The sequence below is a fragment of the Ruegeria sp. CL6 genome (assembly GCF_056536465.1).
The window spans coordinates 343,414-366,753 of record NZ_JBQFPR010000001.1; the positions used below are offsets into that span (position 1 = coordinate 343,414).

Here is a 23,340-nt window from a genome sequence, read left to right on the forward strand (position 1 = left end):
AGGCAAGAAACCTATCGAGCAGTGCACCCTTTATAGGCAATTCCACGCTTCCGTCCAAGCTAAAAGTTTGAAAAGAAGAAAAATCATCGGTACGATGAATCCCAACAAAATAAGGCCAGAGCAGGATTGTTTCCAAAATGAGCCCCGATTTTCTACGACCCGTTCGCCAAGTGACCACGGGAATCACTCTGCTTTTGGGCGCGTCAATCGCCAATGCAGATTCGTCGCATGGCATAGCTATGTACGGGGACCCCGCCCTACCACCGGATTTTGTGTCTCTGCCTTACGCAAACCCCGACGCACCGAAAGGCGGGAAAGTCGTGTTCGGAAATACCGGCGGCTATAACAGCTTGAACCCGTTCGTGCAAAAAGGGACCTCTCCTTGGCAGTTGAGGTTTTGGACGCATGAAAGCCTGATGGGGCGTTCGTGGGATGAACCCTTCACACTTTACGGCCTGTTAGCCGAATCAGTTGAGACTGCTCCGGACCGGTCTTGGGTCGAATTTACGCTACGCGAAGGGGCACAGTTTTCGGACGGAACCCCCGTCACGGTCGATGACGTTATCTGGTCGTATGAGATTCTGGGCACCGAAGGGCACCTTCGGTATCGCGGTCTTTGGGGCAAGATCGACACCATCGAAGCGACCAGCCCCCGGACCGTGCGGATCACATTCAATGAACCCGACCGCGAGCTTGCTTTGATCGCCGGACTGCGTCCGATCCTACAAAAGGCACAGTGGGAAGGTAAGGATTTTGCCAATGCCGCGCTGCACGATATCCCGATTGGCACCGGACCGTATGTGATCGACGGGTACGAGGCTGGTCGGTTCGTCAATCTGCGCCGTAACCCTGACTATTGGGGCAACAATATCCCGTTCCGTCGCGGAACAATGAATCTGGATGAAATGCGGATCGAGTTCTACGGCGACGGCACTGTTCTGTTCGAGGCGTTCAAAGCCGGAGAATTGACCGCCGTGCGTGAGTTCAATGCTGATAAATGGGAAACTCAATACAATTTCCCTGCTGCTCAGCGAGGCGATATCGTCAAAACCGAAATCCCGCACGGCAAGCCGTCGGGTATGACCGGCTATGTCATGAACACCCGCAAAGCGCCGTTCGACGACTGGCGCGTTCGCGAAGCCCTGACGCTGGCCTTCAATTTCGAGTTCATCAACGACACGATCACCGGCGGCGCGCAACCCAGGATCACGTCCTATTTCTCGGGTTCGGATCTGGCCATGCAGCCGGGTGCGGCGACCGGCCGTGTGGAGGAGCTGCTACAGCCCTACGCCGCAGACCTGCCGCCCGGTACGCTAGAGGGGTATGTCCTGCCGGAAGGTGACGGCTCGGCCCGCAACCGGTCAAACGTCCGTAAGGCCACCAAGCTGCTGTCTGACGCAGGCTGGACCATTCAGGACGGCGTCCTTCGCAACGCAAATGGTCAGGCTTTCACGCTGAAAGTGCTGCTGCAACAGGGCGACAGCGAAGGCGAGACCGCCATCGAAATCTATACCCGCGCGCTGGAGCGTCTGGGGATTCAGGTTTCGACAGAGCAGGTAGACAGCGCGCAGTTCACGGGGCGTACCTCTGATCTGGATTTTGACATGACGTTTTTCCGGCGTGCGCTTTCATTGTCGCCGGGCAATGAACAAAGACTTTATTGGGGGAGCGAGAATGCCGACACCCCGGGTACTCGCAACCTAATGGGTGTCTCCTCACCCGCTGTGGACGGGTTGATTGACGCCATGCTTGCGTCAGAAAGCCATGAGGACTTTGTTGCCGCCACCCGTGCGTTGGACCGTGTGCTAACTGCCGGTCGGTACGTCATTCCAATCTGGAACTTTGATGTCGGGCGAATTGCCCACGCCAAGGAACTGAAACAGCCGGAAACTTTGCCAATTTACGGGGATGGGCCGGAATACATGCCGCAGGTTTGGTGGTTCGAGGAATAGTTCAGGCAACCGCACCTTCGCTGGAACGGCAGCCAACGCCTACGGCTGCCCGGTTTTCGGCGGAAAATAGCACATGCCTGCCGTTTCTCCACATGTAGCGGTACCGGAATTTTCGTTCCGCTACAACTTGAGCCGCATACTATTGACTGTTTCATACTGGAATTTCCACACAAAGGGCTTTACGCAATACATCTTTGCGATGTAACCTAAGGGCATTATTGCGCTTAGTATTTTCTGATTATTGCTTTGACTTTAGAAACATAGCTTTTTCTCAGCAACGCAGCGCACAGAATTCGCGGACCAGCTTCCACTCACTCCAATCTTAGGTCCGTATGCCCGTTGCGGATTGCCTACAACGGGCACCTTGCTTCTCAGGAAAGTCGATACGCGGTGCGACATTTTGTCATACGCTGATGTGACAGCCCCCTCCGTACCCTGTTTGTGGCCGAGCAGCTTTGAAACCTGGAAACCGGAAAGCTTGCAGATGTTGAACTGGAATGATCTGACGCAAGATTGGGATGCGATGTACACACGCGCCAAGCGGCGTTTTCCGAACCTGCGCGACAAGGACAAACTGCTGCTCAGCAAGGATCGCAAAGGGTTCGAGGCGTATCTTGCCGAACGTCACCACCTGACAGTGAACGAAGCCCATGAAGAACTTGAGGACTTTCTGTTCACCGAAGGTCTGAATCGAGAATTCAGCCGAACCCTAAGTAAGTGATGTCACCCAAAGAATAGTCGCGTCTTCGTCACTGACAGACACCACGTTGTGCCCCATGCTACCGTCGTAATAGGCGCTATCGCCGCGGCGCATCTCAACGGGTTCATAGAACTCGGTGTACAGGTGAACAACGCCTGTAAGCACGTATAGAAACTCTTCACCGTCGTGACGCACCCAGCCGTCGAACTCGTCCATCGAACGCGCGCGCACTCTGGCTCGGTATGGCAACATCTGCTTTTTCGTCAGCGTCTCGGCCAGCAATTCATGCTCGTAGGTGGTGGTTGGATGGGCGGCGCCCTCACCCATACGCGTAACGGCCATCCGGCCGATCACCTGTTCTCGCTGTGGCGGCGTGAACAACTGAGGCACTGATATCTCAAGCCCGGTCGCCAACTTCTTTAGCGCGTCGTAGGTCGGAGACATCTGACCGTTTTCGATCTTGCTGAGCGTTGACCGCGCCAGCCCCGCCTGCGTTGCGGCCTGCTCGAGCGTCCAATTCCTTGCCTTGCGCAGTTCGCGTACGCGCGCGCCAAGGTCCAACGGCTCAACTTCCGTTGGTTCGCCCGAGTCTCGGGCAATTCGTATCAGGGATGTCTGGTCTTGGGTGCTCATGCGCCATTCATAGGGCCAGCCAGACCTGCTTGCAACGCAACATACGTCACGTTAGCCAGACGATATGCTTTCTGTTTTCGATCAAGGCCCTCCTCCTCGCTGTCCCGCCCCTTTCAATCTGGCGGCTCATGTGCTGCGACAAGCGGACCGAAACGCCGAAAAAATCGCGTTGTCGGTGCTTGGGCAGTCTACTGCCGAACACTGGACATACAGCGACCTAAAGCAAGCCATTCTGGGAACAGGCACTGGCCTGCTGCAAGCTGGGCTGAAACCCGGTGACATCGCGCTGATGCGGTTGGGAAACACCGTGGATTTCCCGGTGGCATATCTGGGCGCGATCTCTGTTGGCATCATCCCCGTGCCGACCTCGTCGCAACTGACCGAACCTGAAACAGCCCGCATGATACAGGAACTGACCCCGGCGGTCGTGCTCAGAGATCCAACCGTTTCCTGTGCCCCTCATCCGTTTCAGATCGACCTGGCCGACCTTGCCGAAATGAGGAACCTACCCGCCGCGCCATATCAAATGGGCGACCCGGATCGAATGGCCTATGTCGTCTACACCTCGGGCACTTCGGGGAGACCTCGGGCCGTTGCCCATGCGCACAGGGCGATTTGGGCACGCCAGATGATGGTCGACGGCTGGTACGGTCTTCGTGAGACGGATCGCCTGTGTCACGCTGGCGCGTTCAACTGGACCTACACACTGGGCACTGGGTTGATGGACCCGTGGACCATCGGCGCGACCGCTCTGATCCCCGAGCCGGGTACGGACCTGTCCACGCTGCCAACTCTTTTGCGCGATCAACGCGCCACCATTTTCGCCGCCGCCCCCGGTGTTTTCCGCAAAATCGTGAACGTGGCACCGGACCTGCGCCTGCCCCATCTGAGGCATGGCTTGTGCGCCGGAGAAAAGCTTTCGCCGACGCTCCACGCACAGTGGAAACGCGCCACCGAAACCGAACTGTATGAAGCCTATGGCATGTCCGAGTGCTCAACCTTCATCTCGTCCAGTCCCGAGCACCCCGCGCGAGGCGAGGCGCTGGGACAACCACAACCCGGTCGCCGCGTGGCGATCCTCGGGCCGGACGGCCCGGTCCCGCAGGGGCAGGAAGGCACCATCGCCATCCATCGTTCGGATCCCGGCCTGATGCTGACCTATCTAAATGCCCCGGACGAAGCGCAGGCACGGATGCAGGGCGATTGGTTTCTGACCGGCGATCAGGGTGCAATGGCAGTAGACGGGCAGATCACCTATTTGGGCCGCGACGACGATATGATGAACGCAGGCGGGTATCGCGTGTCCCCGGTCGAAGTTGAGGCCGTGCTGTCCCAATACCTCGGCATCACACAGGTTGGTGCTGCGGCAGTTGAGGTAAAACAGGACACATTCGTGATCGCAGCTTTCTATACCGGCCCGGAAAAGCTGGACGAAGATGCGTTGCGCACCTATGTCGAGGCAAATCTGGCGCGCTACAAACAGCCGCGCGCCTTTGTCCACCTGCCCGAGCTGCCAACCGGCGGCAATGGCAAACTCCTGCGCCGGGCGCTTCCGGCCTATTTCAAGGCGACCACCGAATGACCCAGACCGTCAAACTTGACATCATGTCCGACCCGATCTGCCCGTGGTGCTATATCGGCAAGACCCATCTGGACAAGGCGCTGGCCGCGATCCCGGATCATCCCTTTGTCATCGAATGGCACCCTTTCCAGCTTAACCCTGATATGCCCGACGCAGGCATGGACCGGCGCGAGTATCTGGAACGCAAGTTTGGCGGCAAGGACGGTGCTGTCCGGGCCTATGCTCCGGTCGTCGAGCACGCGGAAAATGCCGGTCTTAAGATCAATTTCGAGGGGATGAAGCGCACGCCCAACACGCTGGACGCCCACCGCCTGATCCATTGGGCTGGGATCGAAGGGAAGCAAAACGCAGCGGTTGACGCCCTGTTCGACGCCTATTTCGTACAGACCCGCGACATCGGAGATCACGAAGTACTGGCCGATATCGCCGATAGCATTGGAATGGACGCCGCGGTCGTGCTGAAGCTGCTGAAATCAGATGCCGATCGTCAGGATATCAGCGACCGCGACACGCATTCGCGCCAGATGGGGGTAAGCTCTGTGCCGACCTTCATCGTCGCCAACCAGCACGCGGTTCCCGGTGCCCAACCACCGGAAATGTGGGAGCGTGTGATCGGTGAAATCAAGTCTCAGCTTGAGGCTTCCCCTGCAAATTAGCACAGACCTCTGTGCACAATTGATCTCTGGCGCCACCTGACCCGCCGTGATAGCGCGATCAGGTCAGGAGGTTGAAATGGCTGATCGCATGTCTCGGGGAGAGTTCGTCGCACTTGTCGCGATGATGTTCGCAACAATCGCGTTCTCGATCGATTCCATGCTGCCCGCCCTTCCTGAAATTGGCGCGCAGCTTAGCCCTAACGATGTGAACAAGGCGCAGTTGATCCTGACATCGTTTGTTCTGGGCATGGGGATTGGGACGTTTTTCACCGGTCCTCTTTCTGACGCTTTTGGCCGCAAACCGGTCATCTACGTCGGGTCGGCGCTGTATATCCTGGCCGCTGCGGTTGCGTGGACCAGTTCTTCGTTGGAAATGCTGCTGATTGCTCGCGTCGTTCAAGGCATTGGCAGCGCGGCACCGCGCGTTGTGGCCATGGCCGTTATCCGCGACCTTTATTCGGGCCGAGAGATGGCGCGCATTGTCTCGATCGCCATGATGATCTTCACTCTGGTCCCTGCGATTGCGCCCATGCTTGGGGCCGGTGTTATCGCATTGACCGGGTGGAGGGGAATTTTTGCCTCGTTCATAGTGTTTTCTCTGATCACCATCTTCTGGATGGGATTGCGCCTGCCCGAGTCTCTTGCAGTTGAAAACCGCAGGCCGCTTCGCCTGCCCTTGATGATGGATGCCGCACGGCAAATGTTTGCGCACCCGACCGTGCGGGTTTCGATCATGGTGCAAACGTTGTGCCTGGGGATGCTGTTCACCATGCTGACCATGGTGCAGCCAATCTATGACATCATCCACGACAGCGCCGAGAGCTTTCCGTTCTGGTTCGGTTTCGTGGCGCTGATGTCAGGCTCTGCCAGCCTGCTGAACGCGGCCTTGGTTATCAAGCTGGGCATGCGCAGAATCGTGACGTGGGTTCTGGGTGCTCAGATCGTGTTTACAACTTCGGTCATCATTCTGAACACGGCAGACTTGTCGCCAAGTGTGTCCTTTGCCGTATTCGTAAGCTGGCAGACCGCGGTGTTTTTCATGGCAGGTATGACCATGGGCAACCTGAACGCCATCGCGATGGAGCCGATGGGCCACATTGCAGGCATGGCAGCCTCGGTCATCGGAGCGATTTCAACAGTCTTCGCCGCCGCGATTGCAGCACCGATTGGCCTGCTGTTTGACGGGTCAATCGCGCCTCTGGCGGCCGGAATTCTGACGATGAGCACGCTAGGCTTTGGCCTGATGCTGCATATGGGGCGGATCGAAAACAGATTGCTCGCCTGATCTGTGCAGTCCCGGTGAATCAGGCTAGTCTCCCCTCAATCCGAGGAGAGATTTTCAATGAGCGATTATTACGATCTGGGCACACATACATGCGCGGTCACGACCACCTCAGCCGAAGCGCAGCTTTGGTTCGACCGTGGGTTGGTCTGGACCTACGGCTATAATCACGATGAGGCCGTCGTCTGCTTCCAACGCGCTGTCGAAGCTGACCCGGATTGTGCAATGGCCCACTGGGGTGTCGCCTATGCCGCTGGCCCGAACTATAACCTGCCCTGGGATCTTCTGGATGAACGCGGGAAGAAGAAGGCGTTGACGCTGGCTTATGACGCAACCCAACGGGCGCTTGCTTTGTCCGACGGTTGCACTCCGGTGGAACAGGCGCTGATCCACGCGCTGCCTGCCCGTTATCCGCAGGGCGACCCAACGGGCGATATGCACCAATGGGACCACGATTTCGCGGACGCCATGCGTGCAGCCTTTGCCAAGCTGCCCGACCATCTGGACCTGCGCACCATCTACGTTGAATCGCTGTTGAACCTGACGCCCTGGCAGATGTGGGATTTGAAAACAGGGAAACCGGCCGAGGGTGCAGCAACACTCGAAGCGCAAGACGTGCTGGAAGACGCCATGGCGAATGATCCAGCGGCCATGTCTCATCCCGGCCTTCTGCATCTTTATGTGCACCTGATGGAGATGTCGCCGACCCCCGAGAAGGCTTTGAAAGCAGGGGACATCCTGCGCACCATGGTGCCTGATGCAGGTCATCTGGTGCACATGCCCACTCATATCGACGTTCTGTGCGGTCACTACCAGAACGTCGTTCACTGGAACGAAAAAGCGATCGAAGCAGACCTGAAGTATTACGAGCGCGAAGGCGCCTTCAACATATACACCGGCTATCGCCAACACGATTATCACTTTGTCATCTACGGCGCGCTATTTCTGGGTCAGATCGAACCCGCCCTGCGCGCCAATCAGGGCATGTGGGACACCACGCCCGAAGAAATGTTGCGCATCGAAAGCCCACCGATGGCGGATTATTTTGAAAGCTACATGTCTATGGGGCCGCACATCCTGATCCGCTTTGGCCGCTGGGAAGAAGCCAAGGCGCTTGAGCCACCCGAGGACACCGATCTGTTCCTTACCCTGACCGCAACGACCTATTATGCCCGCGCCATCGCTTTTGCGGCGACCGGTCAGGTGCCCGAAGCCGAGGCCGAGGAACAGCTTTTTCTTGCCGCCAAAGCCCGCGTCCCCGATACGCGGCTGTTGCACAACAACCGTGTTGTCGACCTTCTGGATGTCGCGCGGGAAATGCTGCGGGGCGAGATCGAGTACCGCAAAGAGAATTACGATGCCGCCTATGCGCATCTGCGACGCTCGGTCGAGTTGGACGACAACCTGCCCTATGATGAGCCGTGGGGCTGGATGCAGCCGACCCGTCACGCATTGGGTGCGTTGCTGTTTGAACAAGGTCACACCGCCGAGGCCGAAGCAGTCTATCGCGAGGATTTGGGATTAGGCGGCACACTTAGCCGCGCCTCGATCCACCCTGACAACGTCTGGAGCCTCAAGGGGTTGTACGATTGCCTGAAAGCGCGTGGTGAGACCGACGAGATCAAGCAAATCAGCCAACGGCTGGAACTGGCTTTGGCCCGCGCTGACCGGGCTGTTGGCGCATCCTGTTTTTGCGCTCAGGCGGCGATGAGGGCCGCAGAATGAAATACATCGTAATGCTCGCCGCTATCATTTGTAGCCCTGCTCTGGCGGATCGCCAGTCATTCCCTCCGGTAGACGAGGCGGATCAGGATCCAACCCTCGTGGCGTTTCGCACTGATTTGCTGGCCAAAATAAAAGCGCGCGACACCGAAGCAGTTATCGCCGCGGCCTGCCCCGACATTTATCTCAGTCACGGAGGGGACGGAGGCCCAGAAGAATTGCGCGAACGTTTGGTCCTCGATCCTGAGACGCTGCCTGAACAGGATCGCAGGCACGCCGACAAGATCAGCGAATGGTTTTGGACGGATATGGAGCATACGCTCGCTCAACCCGGATATTTCAACGACGAAGGCGAGTTCTGGATGCCGCATCAATGGCAGATCACCCTACCCGCCTCGCTGGACCCCTACATGGCTTATTTCGTCAGCGCCGAGGATGTGACACTGCGCCAGAGCCCGAACCTCGGTGCGCCCATTCTGGATTTGATCAGCTACGAAGTCGTCATCGTCCGCGAATATTCCGAGTTTGATGACTATCAGCAGGTTCTGTTGACCGATGGCGGCCAAGGCTACATGCACGGCAAATTTCTTTGGCCGATGGTCGGGTATCGCGCCGCGTTCGCCAAATCAGACACCGGCCAATGGCAGTTGTGCACTTTTGTTGCGGGCGATTAGTACGCCCGTCAAACAAACGCTCAATACGTTCTAGGTTTTGGCCTTTTTCTCGGCCATTACCTTTTCCGCCAGATCCCGCGCGATAGAAAACGCACCCTTGATCTTGTCGCTGTCCTTTTTCCAATCGCGCCGCACGACGATCTTGTTGTCTTTGACCTTGGCCAGCCCACGCTGGTTCTGGATGAATTCGACCAACCCCTGAGGCGACGCGAATTTGTCGTTGTGGAACTGGATCGTCGCGCCCTTTGGCCCACCGTCCAGCTTCGCAATACCGGCGCGTTTGCACATTGCTTTGATCCGCACGACCAGCATCAGGGTGTTGACCTCTTTCGGCAGCTTGCCGAAGCGGTCGATCAGTTCCGCTGCAAAGCCTTCCAGTTCGACCTTGGTCGAGAGCGACGAGAGGCGACGATACAGGCCCAGACGCACATCCAGATCGGGCACATAATCCTCGGGGATCAGAACGGGCACACCCAGATTAATCTGCGGCGCCCATTGGTCGTCAGAGTCCGACAGCCCCTCCATCTCACCGGCTTTGATCTTGGCAATCGCTTCTTCCAGCATCGACTGGTAGAGTTCATAGCCCACATCGCGCATTTGGCCAGATTGTTCCTCGCCCAGCAGGTTACCCGCGCCGCGAATGTCCAAATCCTGAGAGGCCAGAGTGAACCCGGCGCCGAGCGTATCCAGCGACCCCAGAACGCGCAGGCGTTTCTCGGCGGTGGCGGTCAGTTTCTGGCGAGGTTTGGTTGTCAGATAGGCATAGGCGCGGGTCTTTGAACGCCCTACCCGGCCGCGTATCTGATAGAGCTGCGCAAGGCCGAACATATCCGCCCGATGCAAAACAATCGTGTTCGCGGTCGGAATATCCAGCCCGCTTTCCACAATCGTTGTTGCCAGCAGAACGTCATATTTGCCGTCGTAAAAGGCGTTCATCCGGTCATCAAGTTCGCCCGCCGCCATTTGACCGTGGGCGACCACATAGGTCAGTTCGGGCAGTTGCTCTTTCAGGAATTCCTCAATCTCGGGCAGGTCCGAGATGCGCGGGACCACATAGAAACTTTGCCCACCGCGATAGTGTTCACGCAGCAACGCCTCGCGGATTGTCACCGCATCGAACTCGCTGACATAGGTGCGGATCGCCAGACGGTCGATGGGTGGTGTGCCGATGATCGACAGGTCGCGCACGCCGGTTAGCGACAGTTGCAGCGTGCGCGGGATCGGCGTGGCGGTCAGGGTCAGAACGTGGATATCCGAGCGCAGTTGTTTCAAGCGCTCTTTGTGACCGACGCCGAAATGCTGTTCTTCGTCGATGATCAGCAGGCCCAGATTGTTGAACCGTATCCCCTTGGCCAACAGCGCATGGGTGCCGATCACAATATCGACCGTGCCGCGCGCCAGGCCGTCGCGGGTTTGCTGAGCGTCTTTTGCAGAGACAAAGCGCGACAACTGCCGCACCTCCAGCGGGAAGCCCCGGAACCTCTCTTTAAAGCTGGCGGCGTGTTGGCGGGCCAGCAGCGTGGTCGGTGCAACCACGGCCACCTGAACACCTGACATGGCGGCGACAAAGGCGGCGCGCATGGCGACCTCGGTCTTGCCAAAGCCCACATCGCCACAAATCAGACGGTCCATCGGCGCGCCCGAGTGCATGTCCTCCATCACCTCAGAAATCGCGCGCAGCTGGTCGTCGGTTTCCTGATAGGGAAAACGGGCGCTGAACTCCTCCCACGCGTGGGGCGGCGGGTCCATCACGGGCGCTTTGCGTAGCGCACGCTCGGCAGCGATGCGGATCAGCTTGTCCGCCATCTCGCGGATGCGCTCTTTCAGCTTGGCTTTCTTGGCCTGCCAAGCGCCGCCACCCAGACGGTCCAGCAAACCTTCGTCATGGCCGTATTTGGACAGCAGTTCGATGTTTTCGACCGGCAGATACAGTTTGGATTGTTCTGCATACTCCAACAGCAGACATTCGTGGGCGGCACCGGCAGCGGTGACGACCTCCATCCCGATATATCGCCCGATACCGTGATCCACGTGCACCACCAGATCGCCGGGGCTGAGGGATTGGGTTTCGGTCAGGAAATTCTCGGCCTTGCGGCGTTTCTTGGGTTGGCGGATCAGGCGATCGCCCAGCACGTCCTGTTCGGCAATAACTGTCAGGCCGGGGGCTTCAAACCCATGTTCCAACGCCCAGACAGCCAGATGCAGCCCACGTTTGCCAACGCGCGTGCCATCGGTGACGGGGATCGCCTCGGCCAGACCTTCATCCTCGATCAGTCCGGTCAGACGTTCCCGCGCGCCTTCGGAATAGGACGCGATCAGCACCGGGCCTTTTGTCATCTTGTCGGTGATATGAGCGGCCAGCGCCCCAAACAGGCTGATGCTTTCCTGCTGACGCTCAGGCGCAAAATTGCGCCCGATCCGCCCGCCTGCATCGATCACACCTGGCCCGCTGGCCTGTGGCAGAGGGCTAAATTGCAATACCCGCCGGTCTCCCACAGCCTGATCCCACGCCGCATCGTCCAAATACAGCAATCCGGGAGGCGTGGGCTTATAAACCGTGTCCATGCGCGAACGGTTTTCCAACGCCAGACGACGGGTTTCATACTGATCGGCAATCGTATCCCACCGCGCCAGTCGCGCAGGCGTTACCTGATCGTCCAGCGAGATCGTGGCCCCCGGCAGATAGTCGAAAAGGGTTTCCAACTTTTCGTGAAAGAAGGGCAACCAATGTTCAACGCCCTGATGTTTGCGCCCCGCGCTCACCGCCTCGTACAGAGGATCATCGGTGCCCGCCGCGCCGAACTCGATACGGTAGTTCTGGCGGAACCGGGTAATGGCTGCTTCGTCCAGAATGACCTCAGACACCGGGGCCAGTTCCACAACCTCAAGCTTTTCGGTCGTCCGTTGCGAGACAGGATCGAACCGGCGCGCGCCGTCCAGAACGTCTCCGAACAGGTCCAGCCGCACGGGGCCGGACTCTCCGGGTGGGAAAATGTCGATGATACCGCCGCGAACGGCATAATCCCCGGGCTCCATCACGGTGGGACTTTGGGTAAAACCCATGCGCACCAGAAACGCGCGCAGGGCTTTTTCGTCAACGCGGTGATTCACTCGTGCGGTAAATGCGGCCCGCTTCAGCACTTCGCGCGCCGGAACGCGCTGTGTTGCCGCGTTAAGAGTTGTCAGCAACACGAAACGTTCAGGCATCTGGTGGACCAGAGCCGCCAAGGTCGCGACCCGCGCCGCCGCGATATCCGCATTCGGCGACACCCGGTCATAGGGTAAGCAGTCCCAGCCGGGAAACACGAAAACAGGGACGTCTGGCGCAAAGAAGGCAAGCGCCGCGCGCATCGCTTCCATCCGCTTGTCATCACGCGCGACATGGCAGACCGGACCGCCGGTCCGGGTCATTTCGTTCAGAACAAGCTGTGCGTCAAACCCTTCGGGGGCGCCGCCAACCGTTACATGGTTCGGAGCCGTCATCGCCTTGCCTTTCCGAATTCTCTATCCCAGAACGCTGATCGAAAAGTTCTGATACATACCCCAGAGCGATGTGATCAAGATCGAAATCATCCCGACGATCTGCGTATAGATTCTGCATCGTGACAGAATCTTTGAAACGATTTCCATCCCGGCCTCAGCTCTTCGCAGTTTGCGCGCGGCGGATATGTTGATCAGCATCACAACGCACAGCGGAAACAAAAGCAGAAATACCGCCTGCGCGAATTCTACACCGTAATAAAAACCAAGCGTCGCCAGCCCCGTAAAGCAGAAGCAACTCAGCGCAAAAATAACCAGCCCGGACACATCCGCGATGTACAACAGCCGATTCCTGTTGATCCTGACGATGTCCATAAGATCTTTCTCGGCCTGCCCGCCCATACGGCGCGCGCGCACGACCAGATCATGGGGCACACCCATGGCCCAATGACTTGCCGAGGACCATAGAACCGCCAGCACGATCCAATACCAAAGATTGGAAAAGCTGCGCATGTCAATAAGTTCAAAGATCGAAGAGTATACGTCCACGCGCCAGCCCTTTGTTCACTGTCCTTAGGGACCCTCTTCGCACTGCCGCGTCCATCGTTACCCTTGAGACTACGCCGAATTCATGCCACCCAATGCAGGATTATTCAAGGAGAGCGCGACATGAAACCGACCATCGCCCCTTTTCCAATGACCCGTTTTCGCAGAGTGCGTCAATCTCAGGCGGTTCGGAACCTTGTGCGCGAAAACTCCTTGACCGTCGACGATCTGATCTGGCCGGTTTTTGTGCGCGATGGTGAAGGCATCGAAGAACCCGTGCCATCCATGCCGGGTGTCGTTCGCCGTTCGGTCGATCTGATTGCGAAGGCCGCAGTCGAAGCGCAGGCACTTGGTATTCCCGCGATCTGCATCTTCCCATACACCGACCCCAGCCTAAAGACCGAAGACTGCGCCGAGGCATGGAACCCCGACAACCTGTCCAACCGTGCCATTCGCGCCATCAAGTCCGCAGCCCCGGACATTGCCGTGATGACGGATGTTGCATTGGACCCCTACAACATCAACGGCCACGATGGGTATGTCGTCGATGGCGAGATTGTGAACGATCAAACGATCGAGGCGCTGGTGAAAATGACGCTGGCCCAAGCTGAAGCGGGAGCCGACATCATCGGGCCATCTGACATGATGGACGGCCGGATCGGAGCGATGCGTCGCGCGCTGGAATCCGCAGGCCACCAGAATGTGATGATCCTGAGCTACGCCGCCAAATACGCCAGCGCATTTTATGGCCCGTTCCGCGATGCTGTCGGGGCGTCAGGCGCGCTGACCGGCGACAAGAAAACATATCAGATGGACCCAGCCAATTCAGACGAAGCCCTGCGTCTGATCCAGCGTGATCTGACCGAAGGCGCGGACATGGTCATGGTAAAACCGGGTCTTCCCTATCTGGACATCTGCCGTCGGGTGAAAGACACGTTTGGCGCACCGACCTACGCCTATCAGGTGTCCGGTGAATACGCGATGATTCAGGCGGCTGCGCAGAACGGCTGGGTGGATGGGGAAAAGGTCATGCTGGAAAGCCTTCTCGCGTTCAAGCGCGCAGGATGTGACGGCATCCTGACCTACTTTGCCCCAGAGGTAGCCCGTCACCTTCAACGCTAATACCTCAAACTTTCGCGATAATTCGCCTATTGAGAACAGGGGCGGCGCAGCTTTCCCGTGACAGGTGGTCTCAATAGGCGTATCCTCGCCCACAAGATCGGGAACACCCGACAATTCAGGCAGTCATACAGAGAAAAAACAATGAGCAGTTCCAATCCCATTCGACTAAGTCGTCGTGGCTTTGCCTTTGGCATGGCCGGGCTGACCCTGACCGCAGCTTGCGGCAACGGCGTCGGCAACTCGAACGCGGCCACGATCGACGCGCGCGTCGATGCCACGCTGACCGAAATGTATTCTCGCTATCCGAACACGGTAGAGATCGCGGAAAAAGCCAACGGTATGCTGGTCATGCCCCTGATAACCGAGGCCGGGTTCGTCTTTGGCGGCGGTTACGGCCGCGGCGCATTGCGGATCAACGGTGCGACGGTCGACTACTATTCAGCCGTGAAGGGCACCGCTGGACTGCAGGTCGGCGCACAGCAATATGCCCACGTTCTGTTCTTTATGACGCAGGACGCATTGAATGACTTCCGCCGCTCCAGCGGTTGGACCGCCGGCGCTGATATCGGGTATGTGGTCAGCGATCAGGGCGACTCGCTCTCGACGGACACAACGACGTTGCGCTCGCCGGTTCTGGCAGCCGTCTTTGGACAGGCGGGCCTACAGATTGGCGCGACAGTCGAAGGCACAAAATATACGCGGATCATACCGTAAGTCAGCACTAACCCCCTCAGTGCTTAACCCCTGCCATGGGCGCGTCTCTGTGGCAGGGGTTTTTCTTTGCGACGTTGCGCAAAGATGCACATTCTGCCGGCGTTCCTCTTTCGGTTGGGATGGGCTTCCACTACTCTGACGCCAAACGGAGCTAGATCAGAAAATGAGCCTCAGATGGGATTAGTATTTCGTTGGCTGGTGCGCGTTGCCACGGGCCTCGTTCTTCTTACTGTGGCCGCTGTACTTCTGGTCTATTTTCTAGCCAGCCAATCCCTGCCCGAATACAATCAGACCGTCGAGGTGCGCGGACTGACTGCGCCCGTGGAAATCGTACGTGATACAGCCAATGTGCCGCATATTCTGGGCGAGACCGACCCGGATGTCTTCTTCGGGCTTGGGTATGCACATGCGCAGGACCGGCTTTGGCAGATGACCGTCTTGCGACGCACCGCGCAGGGGCGTCTGTCCGAAGTGTTCGGCGCTCGCACGGTTTCAATCGACAAACTGCTGCGTCGGTTTGACCTTTATGGCCTCGCCCATCGCTCGGTCGACGTACAGGACGACTATACCAAGGCCGCGCTGCGCGCTTACGCTGCCGGGGTTAACGCGCGGCTGGACGAGATCAATGAGATGGCGCTTGGGCGCGGCGCGCCCGAGATGTTTCTGTTCAACGCGCCGGTTTCCCCTTGGCAACCCGGTGACAGCATCGCTGTGATCAAGCTGATGAGCCTTCAGTTGTCGGGCCATCTTGAGGATGAGGTGCTGAGGGCGCGCACCTCGCTTTTGCTGAACAACCCGGCGCGGCTGGCGGATATCCTGCCCGATGTTCCGGGTGCCGGAATCGCGGCTCTGCCCGAATATGCCGCCCTGTTCCCGGGCGTGCCCCGATATGCCGCTGGATCGCCCATGCCCGGCAGTCCGCTCTCGCCATTCCCAAAACGGGGGCTGGCCGGTGCGTCAAACGCCTGGACTGCCGCACCATCACGATCTGCCATTGGCGGGACGCTGCTGGCAAACGATCCGCATCTGGGGTTCACCGCCCCCGGAGTTTGGTATCTGGCCCGGCTGGAACTGGAAAAAGGCGGTGTCATCGGCGCGACGATTCCGGGCATCCCCTCGGTCATGGCGGGGCGCAGCGATCGTCTGGGATGGGGGCTGACTTCGTCCTATCTGGATGATCAGGACGTTCATATTGAACAGCTCAACCCCGACAATCCCGAAGAATACCTGACCCCCGACGGGTACAAGACATTCCGCAACCGCCCCTCGATCATTGAGATCAAGGACGAGGCGCCCATCACTCTGACCCTGCGATGGACGGAAAACGGCCCGGTTCTGCCCGGCAGCCACTACGATCTGGGAACCATCACACCGTCGGGTCACGTCGCATCGCTGTCCTGGACCGCCCTGAGTGCGCGGGACACGTCGATGACCGCGTCGATGGCCTTGATGAATTCCGATACCGTGCCGCAGGCGATTGACGCAGCCGAACTGTTCATCGCCCCGTCTCAGAACCTGTCAGTGGTGGACAAGGACACGATCGGCATGAAGCTGATCGGGGCCATGCCCAAGCGCGACCTGCGCAACCAAAGCCGTGGGCGCATCCCCACCCCCGGATGGCTGACCGAAAACCGCTGGCAGGGTCGCCTTCCCTATGCGGACAACCCAGAATTTGTAGCCCCGGTCGGTGGCATACTAGGCAATACAAACAACAAGGTCATAGACCGCCCCTTCCCCGAGCATGTCTCATATGAATGGGGTGACACGCAGCGCATTCACCGCTGGGAACGCCTTATGCAATCGCGCGAAGTTCACACGCGCGACAGTTTTATCGAGGCGCAACTGGACACCGTCAGCTTTACCGCCCGCTCGCTGCTGCCCTTGATCGGCGCGGACCTTTGGTTCACCGGCGCTTCGGCCCCCGAAGGCACGCCCGAACGTCAGCGCCAGATCGCGCTGGGTTTGCTGGCCGAGTGGAACGGCGAGATGAACGAACACCTGCCCGAGCCGCTGATCTATGCCGCTTGGCTGCGCGCACTGCAAATCCGCCTGATCTCGGACGAGCTTGGCCCGCTGGCCGCTGAATACAAACATGTCGAACCGCTTTTCATCGAACGCGTCTACCGAGATATCGACGGCGCGGCGGTTTGGTGTGACGTGCGTCAGAGCGCTCCGGTCGAGACCTGCACAGATATGGCTCGAATGGCGCTGGATGACGCGCTGATCTGGATTTCCGAGAAATATGGCGGGTCGCTGGAATCCCTGCGCTGGGGCGACGCGCATCAGGCCACCCATGATCACCCGGTTCTGGGCTCGGTCCCGGTTCTGCGGTTCTTCGTCAATATCCGTCAATCCACCAGCGGCGGCGACAATACCCTGCTGCGCGGGCGCACTTCGGGCGAAGGCCCGGACCCGTTCCAGAACGTGCACGGCGCGGGCTATCGGGGCGTCTATGATTTCGCGGACCCTGACAGCTCGGTCTTCATCACGGCCACCGGTCAATCAGGTCATTTCCTGTCGCGCTACTATGACGACCAGGCGCAACTCTGGCGGCGTGGAGAGTATATTCCGATGTCGCTGGACCTTGATCTGGCCCGTGCAGCCGCTGTCGGCGTGACGAATTTGGTGCCGCGCTGAGGCCATCTTTCGGCAAGTCCCCGCCCCTTTTTTGCGCTTCCGTGGACGCAGACCCTTGTTTTGGCTTACGATCCCAGGGGTCAGCGATTTGAACCGGGGGTATTCATGGCCAGTATTCGGGATACGTTGAACAACCTCGCGCGGGATTACGCGATCGCGTGGAGCTCGGGCGATCCTGAAGCGGTCGCCAGCTTTTTCGCACCGGACGGGAAAATCGAAATCAATCGCGGCGAGCCTTTCGTCGGACGCGCAGCAATTGCAGACATGGCGCGGGGCTTCTTTGCCGACTTCCCGGACCTCGAAGTCCGGTGCGACATGCTAAGATGGGCCGGAACCCACGCCATCTTTGTCTGGACATTGGAAGGGCATCATGCCCAAACCGGAAATCACGTTGTCACACGCGGTTGGGAAGAATGGGAAATGACCACGGACAACAAGGTGCAATCTTCGCTTGGTTGGTTCGACGCCGAAGACTATCAAAGACAGATCGACGGCGCTTGATCCTTAGAGGGCCGCAAACTGCGCGGCTTGTTTGTCGGTCCAAAGAACCGTGATCTGGAACCCATCGTCCCCCTGCTTTTCAGACCGGACAACATCCTGACGGAACAGCCACGCGCGCTTGTCGCCCTCGGCAAAACCCAATTTCAAGGTCGTTTCGTGCCGGACGCCCTGTAGCTTGACCGCGATATCGGCCAATAGTGGCTCTATCCCTTCACCCGTCACCGCGGAAATCGCAAAGATCGCAGGATCGCGATCCGTGCGCGCGATGGCGGCTTCGCGGTCGTCGTCGCTCAGCAGATCGATCTTGTTCCAGACCTCAAGCCGCGGACGCTCATCGTCGACCCCAAGCGAAGTCAGGATCGTTTCGACATCCCGAGCTTGCTCATCGCTTTCGTCGTGGCTGATGTCGCGGACGTGAACAATGATGTCTGCGCCCAAAACTTCTTCCAGCGTGGCACGGAAGGCCGCGACCAGTTCGGTCGGCAGGTTCGAGATAAAACCCACCGTATCCGACAGGATCACCTCGGGGCCGTCAGGCAGTTCAACCCGGCGCATGGTCGGGTCCAAGGTGGCGAACAACATGTCCTTGGCCATCACCTCGGCCCCGGTCAATCGGTTGAACAAGGTAGACTTCCCGGCGTTCGTGTACCCCACCAGCGCAACGATGGGATATGGCACCTTGGCGCGTGCGGCCCGGTGCAGCGTCCGCGTCTTGACCACCTTCTGCAACTGCCGCCGCAAGCGCACAAGCTGTTCGTCAATAGCGCGCCGGTCAGCTTCGATCTGGGTTTCGCCGGGTCCACCGACAAATCCAAGCCCGCCCCGCTGCCGTTCAAGGTGGGTCCACGCCCGAACCAGACGCGTCCGCTGATAGCTGAGCGCAGCCATTTCGACCTGCAAAACACCCTCGCGGGTCCGCGCACGATCGCTGAAAATCTCAAGGATCAGACCCGTCCGATCAAGGATTTTGACCTTCCAGGCTTTTTCAAGGTTGCGCTGCTGAACGGGGGTAACCGGCCCGTCGATCAGAACCAGTTCGATTTGGTTGTCGTGCAGCCGCTCTGCCAGTTCCTCAATCTTGCCACTTCCGAAAAGCAAACCGGGCTGGGCACGTTGCAGGCGCACAATTTCCGATCCGATCACGTCAAGATCGGGCAAAGCAGCAGCCAGCGCCACCGCTTCTTCCAGCGCCGGTTCGGGGACACGGCGCTGTTCATCTGACTTGATTTCCGGATGCAGCACCCAAGCGCGGGTGCGCGTCCTATCGTGTTCCATCAAGAGGCGTCTTCGCCCTCATACAGGCTGATCGGCTGCGACGGCATGATGGTCGAAATCGCGTGCTTGTAGACCAACTGCGACTGTCCGTCGCGGCGCAACAAGACGCAGAAATTATCGAACCAAGTGATTACACCTTGCAATTTCACACCGTTGATCAGGAATATCGTGACCGGGACTTTTGCTTTTCTTACATTATTCAGGAACGCGTCCTGCAGATTCTGTCTGTCCGAAGCCATATTTTTATAATCTCGCCATTGTTCTTGCTACGCGCTGCGGACCAACGCGCTCCCTCCGGCAGAGTATGGAGTGTCGTTAACCGAGTTTCCAGATGAAAAATAAGACATTCTGCGGGTGTGGATTCTCAGCCCCGCCAGAGCGCCGGTGTAATCAAAGCAATAATCGCCAGGGTTTCCAGCCTGCCAATTACCATTGCAGCACACATCGTCAGCTTTGCGCCTGCTGACAAATCGACCAATCGCAACGGAACATCGGTGGCCAGTTCGATCAACGGGCCAGTCGTGCTGAGCGCTGCAACGGTCAGAACCATGGCCTGCTCAAACCCGGCCCCTGTCGCTGCCAGCAGCAAATTGAACGCCGCTGCGGTCAACGCAAACATCATCAGGAAGATCCAGGCAATAAAGGCGCCATCGCTTTGGATGCGCCTGTTGCCGCCGCCCACCCCGCTGACCGAGGACGGGTAGATCAGCCGGTCAATCTCACGCGCGCCGTTGAGGTACAGGGCAAACACCCGCAATAGTTTGACCCCACCAGCCGTAGTCGCAACGCCGCCGCCGATCAGCGCCAGCCCCATGAGGATCAATCCGGGCGTACCAAGGCCAGACAACTGCTGCGCATCGTTCCAATTGGCGCTTTCAAATCCCGCTGTGGTCAGAAAAGACAGCGCCGTAAAGGTCATACCCCAAATGACACTCAACGCCTGTAGCGGCTCCATCGTGTTGCCGATTTCGTTGACCCCGGCCCAAACACGAAAGAACAACAGGATCGCGACGGAACCGACAATCAACAGGCCGATCCGAAATTCAGGGTCTTTATCCAATCGTGAATATCCCGTCATGGCCGTATCGGTCGAAAACGTAAGACGAGACAGCGCGAAGAAAAGAAAAAGGAACAGGATTGCCTCTCCTGTCACACCGGCCTGCGCCCCCTCAAGGCCGCCGACAGGCGAGATACCAGAGGTCGCCATCGTGGACATTGCGTGACAAATCGCGGTTAGCCCTTGCTCGCCTGCAATCAGCAACAGCAGCCAGATCACTGCGGTCAAACCTGCGTAGACCGGTGTCAGGGTTCGTGTGACTCGGATCAGGCGACCGCGCGGGTCCACTTTTTCGCTCTGCGCGACACCGGAAACCGGGCGGCCCGGCTGCCCGCGTGCAGTGACCTCGAACCCACCAAGCGACAACGGCGCCAGAATAGCGGCGGCGGAAATCCACATCAAAAGACCGCCCATCCAGCCCACTTGCGCGCGCCACAAATGCAGCGAGGGCGTCAAACGATCGGGGTCGGGAAATATATCGGCACCGGTCGTGGTCATCGCGCTGACCATATCGAAATAAGCGTTCAGGAATGTCGTATTCCCAAGCGCGTCGTGTAGCGGAATGGCAAGAAATATCGGCAACACCGTGAAACAGGCCAGCAAAACAGCCAGTTGCCCCAGAGTCCCGCGACGGGGAACACGGTTGGACGACGCCAGCGCAATACTTGCGACGACGAACAGCCCCAAAAGCCCCGAATAGAAAAAGGACCGCGATGTATCATGGTCATCCAGCGCCAGCGCGTAAATCGCAGGTATCCACATCGACAATGCGGCAATACCCCAGATGAGAAGGAACAGCGGCAATCGCCGCACCAACCCGATCTTCTGTACCCGAGCCCGCTCCATCAGAAGAAATCAATCGAAACCTGCAGCAAACGTTCGACCTCTGGGACGTCCTTGGCCATGGCAAAAATCGCGACCACGTCCTTTTCCTCGATCCGCAAGCTGCCGCTCGGTCGAAACAGCTCATCCCCTTTGCGGATTGCACCGACCAGAACACCTTCGGGAAAATCAATGTCGCGCAGTTTCTGGCCAGCCATCGGAGAGGTGGACAGAACTTCGGCCTCGATCACTTCGGCCTCGGCATCGCCGATGGAATAGACTTGTCGCACACGCCCATGGCGAATGTGGCGCAGGATCGAGCTGACCGTGGTCGCACGCGGGTTGATATAGGCGTCAATGCCCAGTGGTCCCATCAGGGCAACCATGCTGGGATCGTTGATCAAGGCGATCGCCAACGCACAGCCTTCGGCCTTGGCGCGAACAGCGGCCAGCATATTGGCACGGTCATCATCTGTGACGGCCAGCATCGCATCGGCACGTTCGATCCCGGCCTCGCGCAGCAACGCAGCATCCAACCCGTCGCCATTCAGAACGATTGTGCGTTCCAGCGCCTCGGCCGCGAGTTCCGCGCAGCGGCGATCGCGCTCGATGATTTTTGCACGAACGCGGCTTTCGCGTTCTTCCAGCGTGCGAGCAACCTCGAGCCCGACATTCCCGCCGCCGACGATAACTACGCGATCCTGTTTCTTTTGCGCCTTTCCAAACACTTCCATCGTGCGGTCCACGTCTTGGACGCTGGCAAAGACATAACATTCATCCCCAACAAATAGCTGGTCTTCGGATTCGGGGGCAAACAGGGTGCCCTCGCGACGAACGCCAACAACAACCGAACTCAGGGTGGAAAACAGGTCGGTCAGTTGCCGCAAAGGAGTATTCACGATCGGACAGTCTTCGTCGATGCGAATCCCCAAAAGCTGCGCCTGCCCGTCCATGAACATTTCAGTATCAAAGGCAGATGGGGCAGACAGACGGCGCATGGCCGCTGCCGCGACTTCTCTCTCCGGGCTGATCACAACGTCGATTGGAAGGTGATCCCGACGATACAGGTCCGAGTGAATTGCCTCGAGGTAGGACTTTGACCGCAGCCGCGCGATCTTCCGCTGAATCGAGAACACCGAATGCGCCATCTGGCAAGTGACCATGTTCACTTCGTCAGAATGCGTCGCGGCAATGATCATCTCAGCGTCGCGTGCGCCTGCACGCTCTAGCACGTCGGGATAGCTGGCAAACCCGGCGATCCCCTGAACGTCCAGCGTTTCCGTGGCGCGCCGCACGAGGTCTGGATTGTTGTCCACCACCGTAACGTCATTCAATTCGCCCGAAAGGTGCCGTGCAATCTGCCAGCCAACCTGACCGGCACCGCATATGATGACCTTCATGTTTTTGGCCCTTCTGCCTGAAATCTTTGAATGACAGATGCCCCCAAAGCGGTCAATTGATTTGTCATACATGTTCAGTCAAGGCAAGATAAGCGTATGAAAACAGTACTTCGCTTGATTATTCCTATTATGTTCCTCAGCTCGTGCGGTCCTCTGTCGCTGTATTACCGCGAAGGCGAAAGTGTCTCGCGCATGCAAACAGAAACCACCGAGTGTCGCGTTCAGGCGCTCAAGGACGCGCCTGTGGCCAACCAGGTACGTCAATCCCCCCCGACATACTGGCCTGGGCGGACCTACTGCCACGGAGACGGGCGGTGTTATCGCTCACCGGGATGGTGGCAACCCGGGCAGGTCTATACCGTGGACGTCAACCAAGGGCTGCGCAACACGGTCGAGGCGCAATGCATGGCGAAAAAAGGGTATCGTCCGATAAGTTTGCCGCCCTGCAAACAGAACGTGAAATCACGCGTTCCGGCACAGCCGACGACAAAATTGCCGCCGCTCAGCACCGAGTCGTGTTTTGTAAAGTTCGACAACGGCTCTTTCCAGATCATCACACCGGGTCAGGCGGGGTGACCTACCGGC

19 protein-coding genes are annotated in these 23,340 nt (G+C 58.5%); 12 read left to right on the forward strand and 7 right to left on the reverse strand.

Annotation, left to right across the window (positions count from 1 at the left end; translation table 11 throughout):
- Positions 1-137 precede the first annotated feature (137 nt).
- Together ACR0LH_RS01705 and ACR0LH_RS01710 are read left to right on the forward strand one after the other, a co-directional pair.
- Positions 138-1,952, forward strand: a complete 1,815-nt coding sequence (locus ACR0LH_RS01705) for an extracellular solute-binding protein (protein ID WP_480719399.1) — start codon at positions 138-140, stop codon at positions 1,950-1,952.
- A 484-nt stretch (positions 1,953-2,436) separates the two neighbouring features.
- Positions 2,437-2,673 (forward strand): hypothetical protein, encoded by a 237-nt coding sequence (locus ACR0LH_RS01710; RefSeq protein WP_170383065.1) that lies wholly within the window; start codon positions 2,437-2,439, stop codon positions 2,671-2,673.
- Here the strand turns inward: ACR0LH_RS01710 and ACR0LH_RS01715 are convergent.
- The gene (locus ACR0LH_RS01715; protein WP_170383063.1) at positions 2,662-3,285 is read right to left on the reverse strand and encodes an XRE family transcriptional regulator; all 624 of its coding nucleotides are present in this window, start codon (positions 3,283-3,285) and stop codon (positions 2,662-2,664) included. The genes ACR0LH_RS01710 and ACR0LH_RS01715 overlap by 12 nt on opposite strands.
- Positions 3,286-3,349: 64 nt before the next feature.
- Here ACR0LH_RS01715 and ACR0LH_RS01720 point away from each other — a divergent pair, with 64 nt between their 5' ends.
- From ACR0LH_RS01720 to ACR0LH_RS01740, 5 genes are all read left to right on the forward strand, one after another.
- Positions 3,350-4,867: a class I adenylate-forming enzyme family protein gene (locus tag ACR0LH_RS01720; protein WP_480719400.1), complete on the forward strand. Its 1,518-nt coding sequence runs from the start codon at positions 3,350-3,352 to the stop codon at positions 4,865-4,867.
- The gene (locus ACR0LH_RS01725; protein ID WP_480719402.1) at positions 4,864-5,523 is read left to right on the forward strand and encodes a DsbA family oxidoreductase; all 660 of its coding nucleotides are present in this window, start codon (positions 4,864-4,866) and stop codon (positions 5,521-5,523) included. The genes ACR0LH_RS01720 and ACR0LH_RS01725 overlap by 4 nt, the downstream gene beginning before the upstream one ends.
- A 76-nt stretch (positions 5,524-5,599) precedes the next feature.
- Positions 5,600-6,808, forward strand: coding sequence for a multidrug effflux MFS transporter (locus tag ACR0LH_RS01730; protein ID WP_170413432.1), 1,209 nt, complete (start codon positions 5,600-5,602; stop codon positions 6,806-6,808).
- Between the two features lie 57 nt (positions 6,809-6,865).
- On the forward strand, positions 6,866-8,530 hold the full coding sequence (locus ACR0LH_RS01735) for a tetratricopeptide repeat protein (RefSeq protein ID WP_480719403.1): 1,665 nt from the start codon (positions 6,866-6,868) through the stop codon (positions 8,528-8,530).
- The gene (locus ACR0LH_RS01740; protein ID WP_480719405.1) at positions 8,527-9,201 is read left to right on the forward strand and encodes an SH3 domain-containing protein; all 675 of its coding nucleotides are present in this window, start codon (positions 8,527-8,529) and stop codon (positions 9,199-9,201) included. Before ACR0LH_RS01735 ends, ACR0LH_RS01740 begins: the two co-directional genes overlap by 4 nt.
- Positions 9,202-9,231: 30 nt before the next feature.
- Here the strand turns inward: ACR0LH_RS01740 and mfd are convergent, their stop codons facing one another.
- Both mfd and ACR0LH_RS01750 read right to left on the reverse strand, forming a co-directional pair.
- The gene (gene mfd / locus ACR0LH_RS01745) at positions 9,232-12,684 is read right to left on the reverse strand and encodes a transcription-repair coupling factor (protein WP_480719407.1); all 3,453 of its coding nucleotides are present in this window, start codon (positions 12,682-12,684) and stop codon (positions 9,232-9,234) included.
- Positions 12,685-12,705: 21 nt separating this feature from the next.
- Positions 12,706-13,230, reverse strand: a complete 525-nt coding sequence (locus tag ACR0LH_RS01750) for a component of SufBCD complex (protein ID WP_170481687.1) — start codon at positions 13,228-13,230, stop codon at positions 12,706-12,708.
- Positions 13,231-13,350: 120 nt separating this feature from the next.
- On the opposite strand from ACR0LH_RS01750, the gene hemB reads away from it, so the two are divergent.
- The 4 genes from hemB to ACR0LH_RS01770 all read left to right on the forward strand — a co-directional run bounded on the left by hemB (position 13,351) and on the right by ACR0LH_RS01770 (position 18,201).
- Positions 13,351-14,349 carry a porphobilinogen synthase gene (gene hemB, locus ACR0LH_RS01755; protein WP_480719409.1) on the forward strand — a complete coding sequence of 333 codons (999 nt, stop codon included), beginning with the start codon at positions 13,351-13,353 and terminating at the stop codon, positions 14,347-14,349.
- A gap of 141 nt (positions 14,350-14,490) precedes the next feature.
- Positions 14,491-15,063, forward strand: coding sequence for a YSC84-related protein (locus tag ACR0LH_RS01760; RefSeq protein ID WP_170383043.1), 573 nt, complete (start codon positions 14,491-14,493; stop codon positions 15,061-15,063).
- Positions 15,064-15,237: 174 nt separating this feature from the next.
- A complete protein-coding gene (locus tag ACR0LH_RS01765; protein ID WP_480719411.1) occupies positions 15,238-17,700 on the forward strand; it encodes a penicillin acylase family protein in 2,463 nt (820 codons plus the stop codon).
- Between the two features lie 105 nt (positions 17,701-17,805).
- The gene (locus ACR0LH_RS01770; protein ID WP_170383039.1) at positions 17,806-18,201 is read left to right on the forward strand and encodes a nuclear transport factor 2 family protein; all 396 of its coding nucleotides are present in this window, start codon (positions 17,806-17,808) and stop codon (positions 18,199-18,201) included.
- A 3-nt stretch (positions 18,202-18,204) separates the two neighbouring features.
- Here the strand turns inward: ACR0LH_RS01770 and hflX are convergent, their stop codons facing one another.
- From hflX to trkA, 4 genes are all read right to left on the reverse strand, one after another.
- The gene (hflX, locus tag ACR0LH_RS01775; protein WP_480719413.1) at positions 18,205-19,476 is read right to left on the reverse strand and encodes a GTPase HflX; all 1,272 of its coding nucleotides are present in this window, start codon (positions 19,474-19,476) and stop codon (positions 18,205-18,207) included.
- The gene (gene hfq / locus ACR0LH_RS01780; protein ID WP_010440340.1) at positions 19,476-19,715 is read right to left on the reverse strand and encodes an RNA chaperone Hfq; all 240 of its coding nucleotides are present in this window, start codon (positions 19,713-19,715) and stop codon (positions 19,476-19,478) included. The genes hflX and hfq overlap by 1 nt, the downstream gene beginning before the upstream one ends.
- Before the next feature lie 125 nt (positions 19,716-19,840).
- Positions 19,841-21,379 (reverse strand): TrkH family potassium uptake protein, encoded by a 1,539-nt coding sequence (locus ACR0LH_RS01785; RefSeq protein ID WP_480719414.1) that lies wholly within the window; start codon positions 21,377-21,379, stop codon positions 19,841-19,843.
- A complete protein-coding gene (gene trkA / locus ACR0LH_RS01790; RefSeq protein WP_170383033.1) occupies positions 21,379-22,755 on the reverse strand; it encodes a Trk system potassium transporter TrkA in 1,377 nt (458 codons plus the stop codon). Before trkA ends, ACR0LH_RS01785 begins: the two co-directional genes overlap by 1 nt.
- 96 nt (positions 22,756-22,851) lie before the next feature.
- On the opposite strand from trkA, the gene ACR0LH_RS01795 reads away from it, so the two are divergent.
- Positions 22,852-23,331 carry a hypothetical protein gene (locus tag ACR0LH_RS01795; protein ID WP_170383031.1) on the forward strand — a complete coding sequence of 160 codons (480 nt, stop codon included), beginning with the start codon at positions 22,852-22,854 and terminating at the stop codon, positions 23,329-23,331.
- Positions 23,332-23,340: the final 9 nt, after the last annotated feature.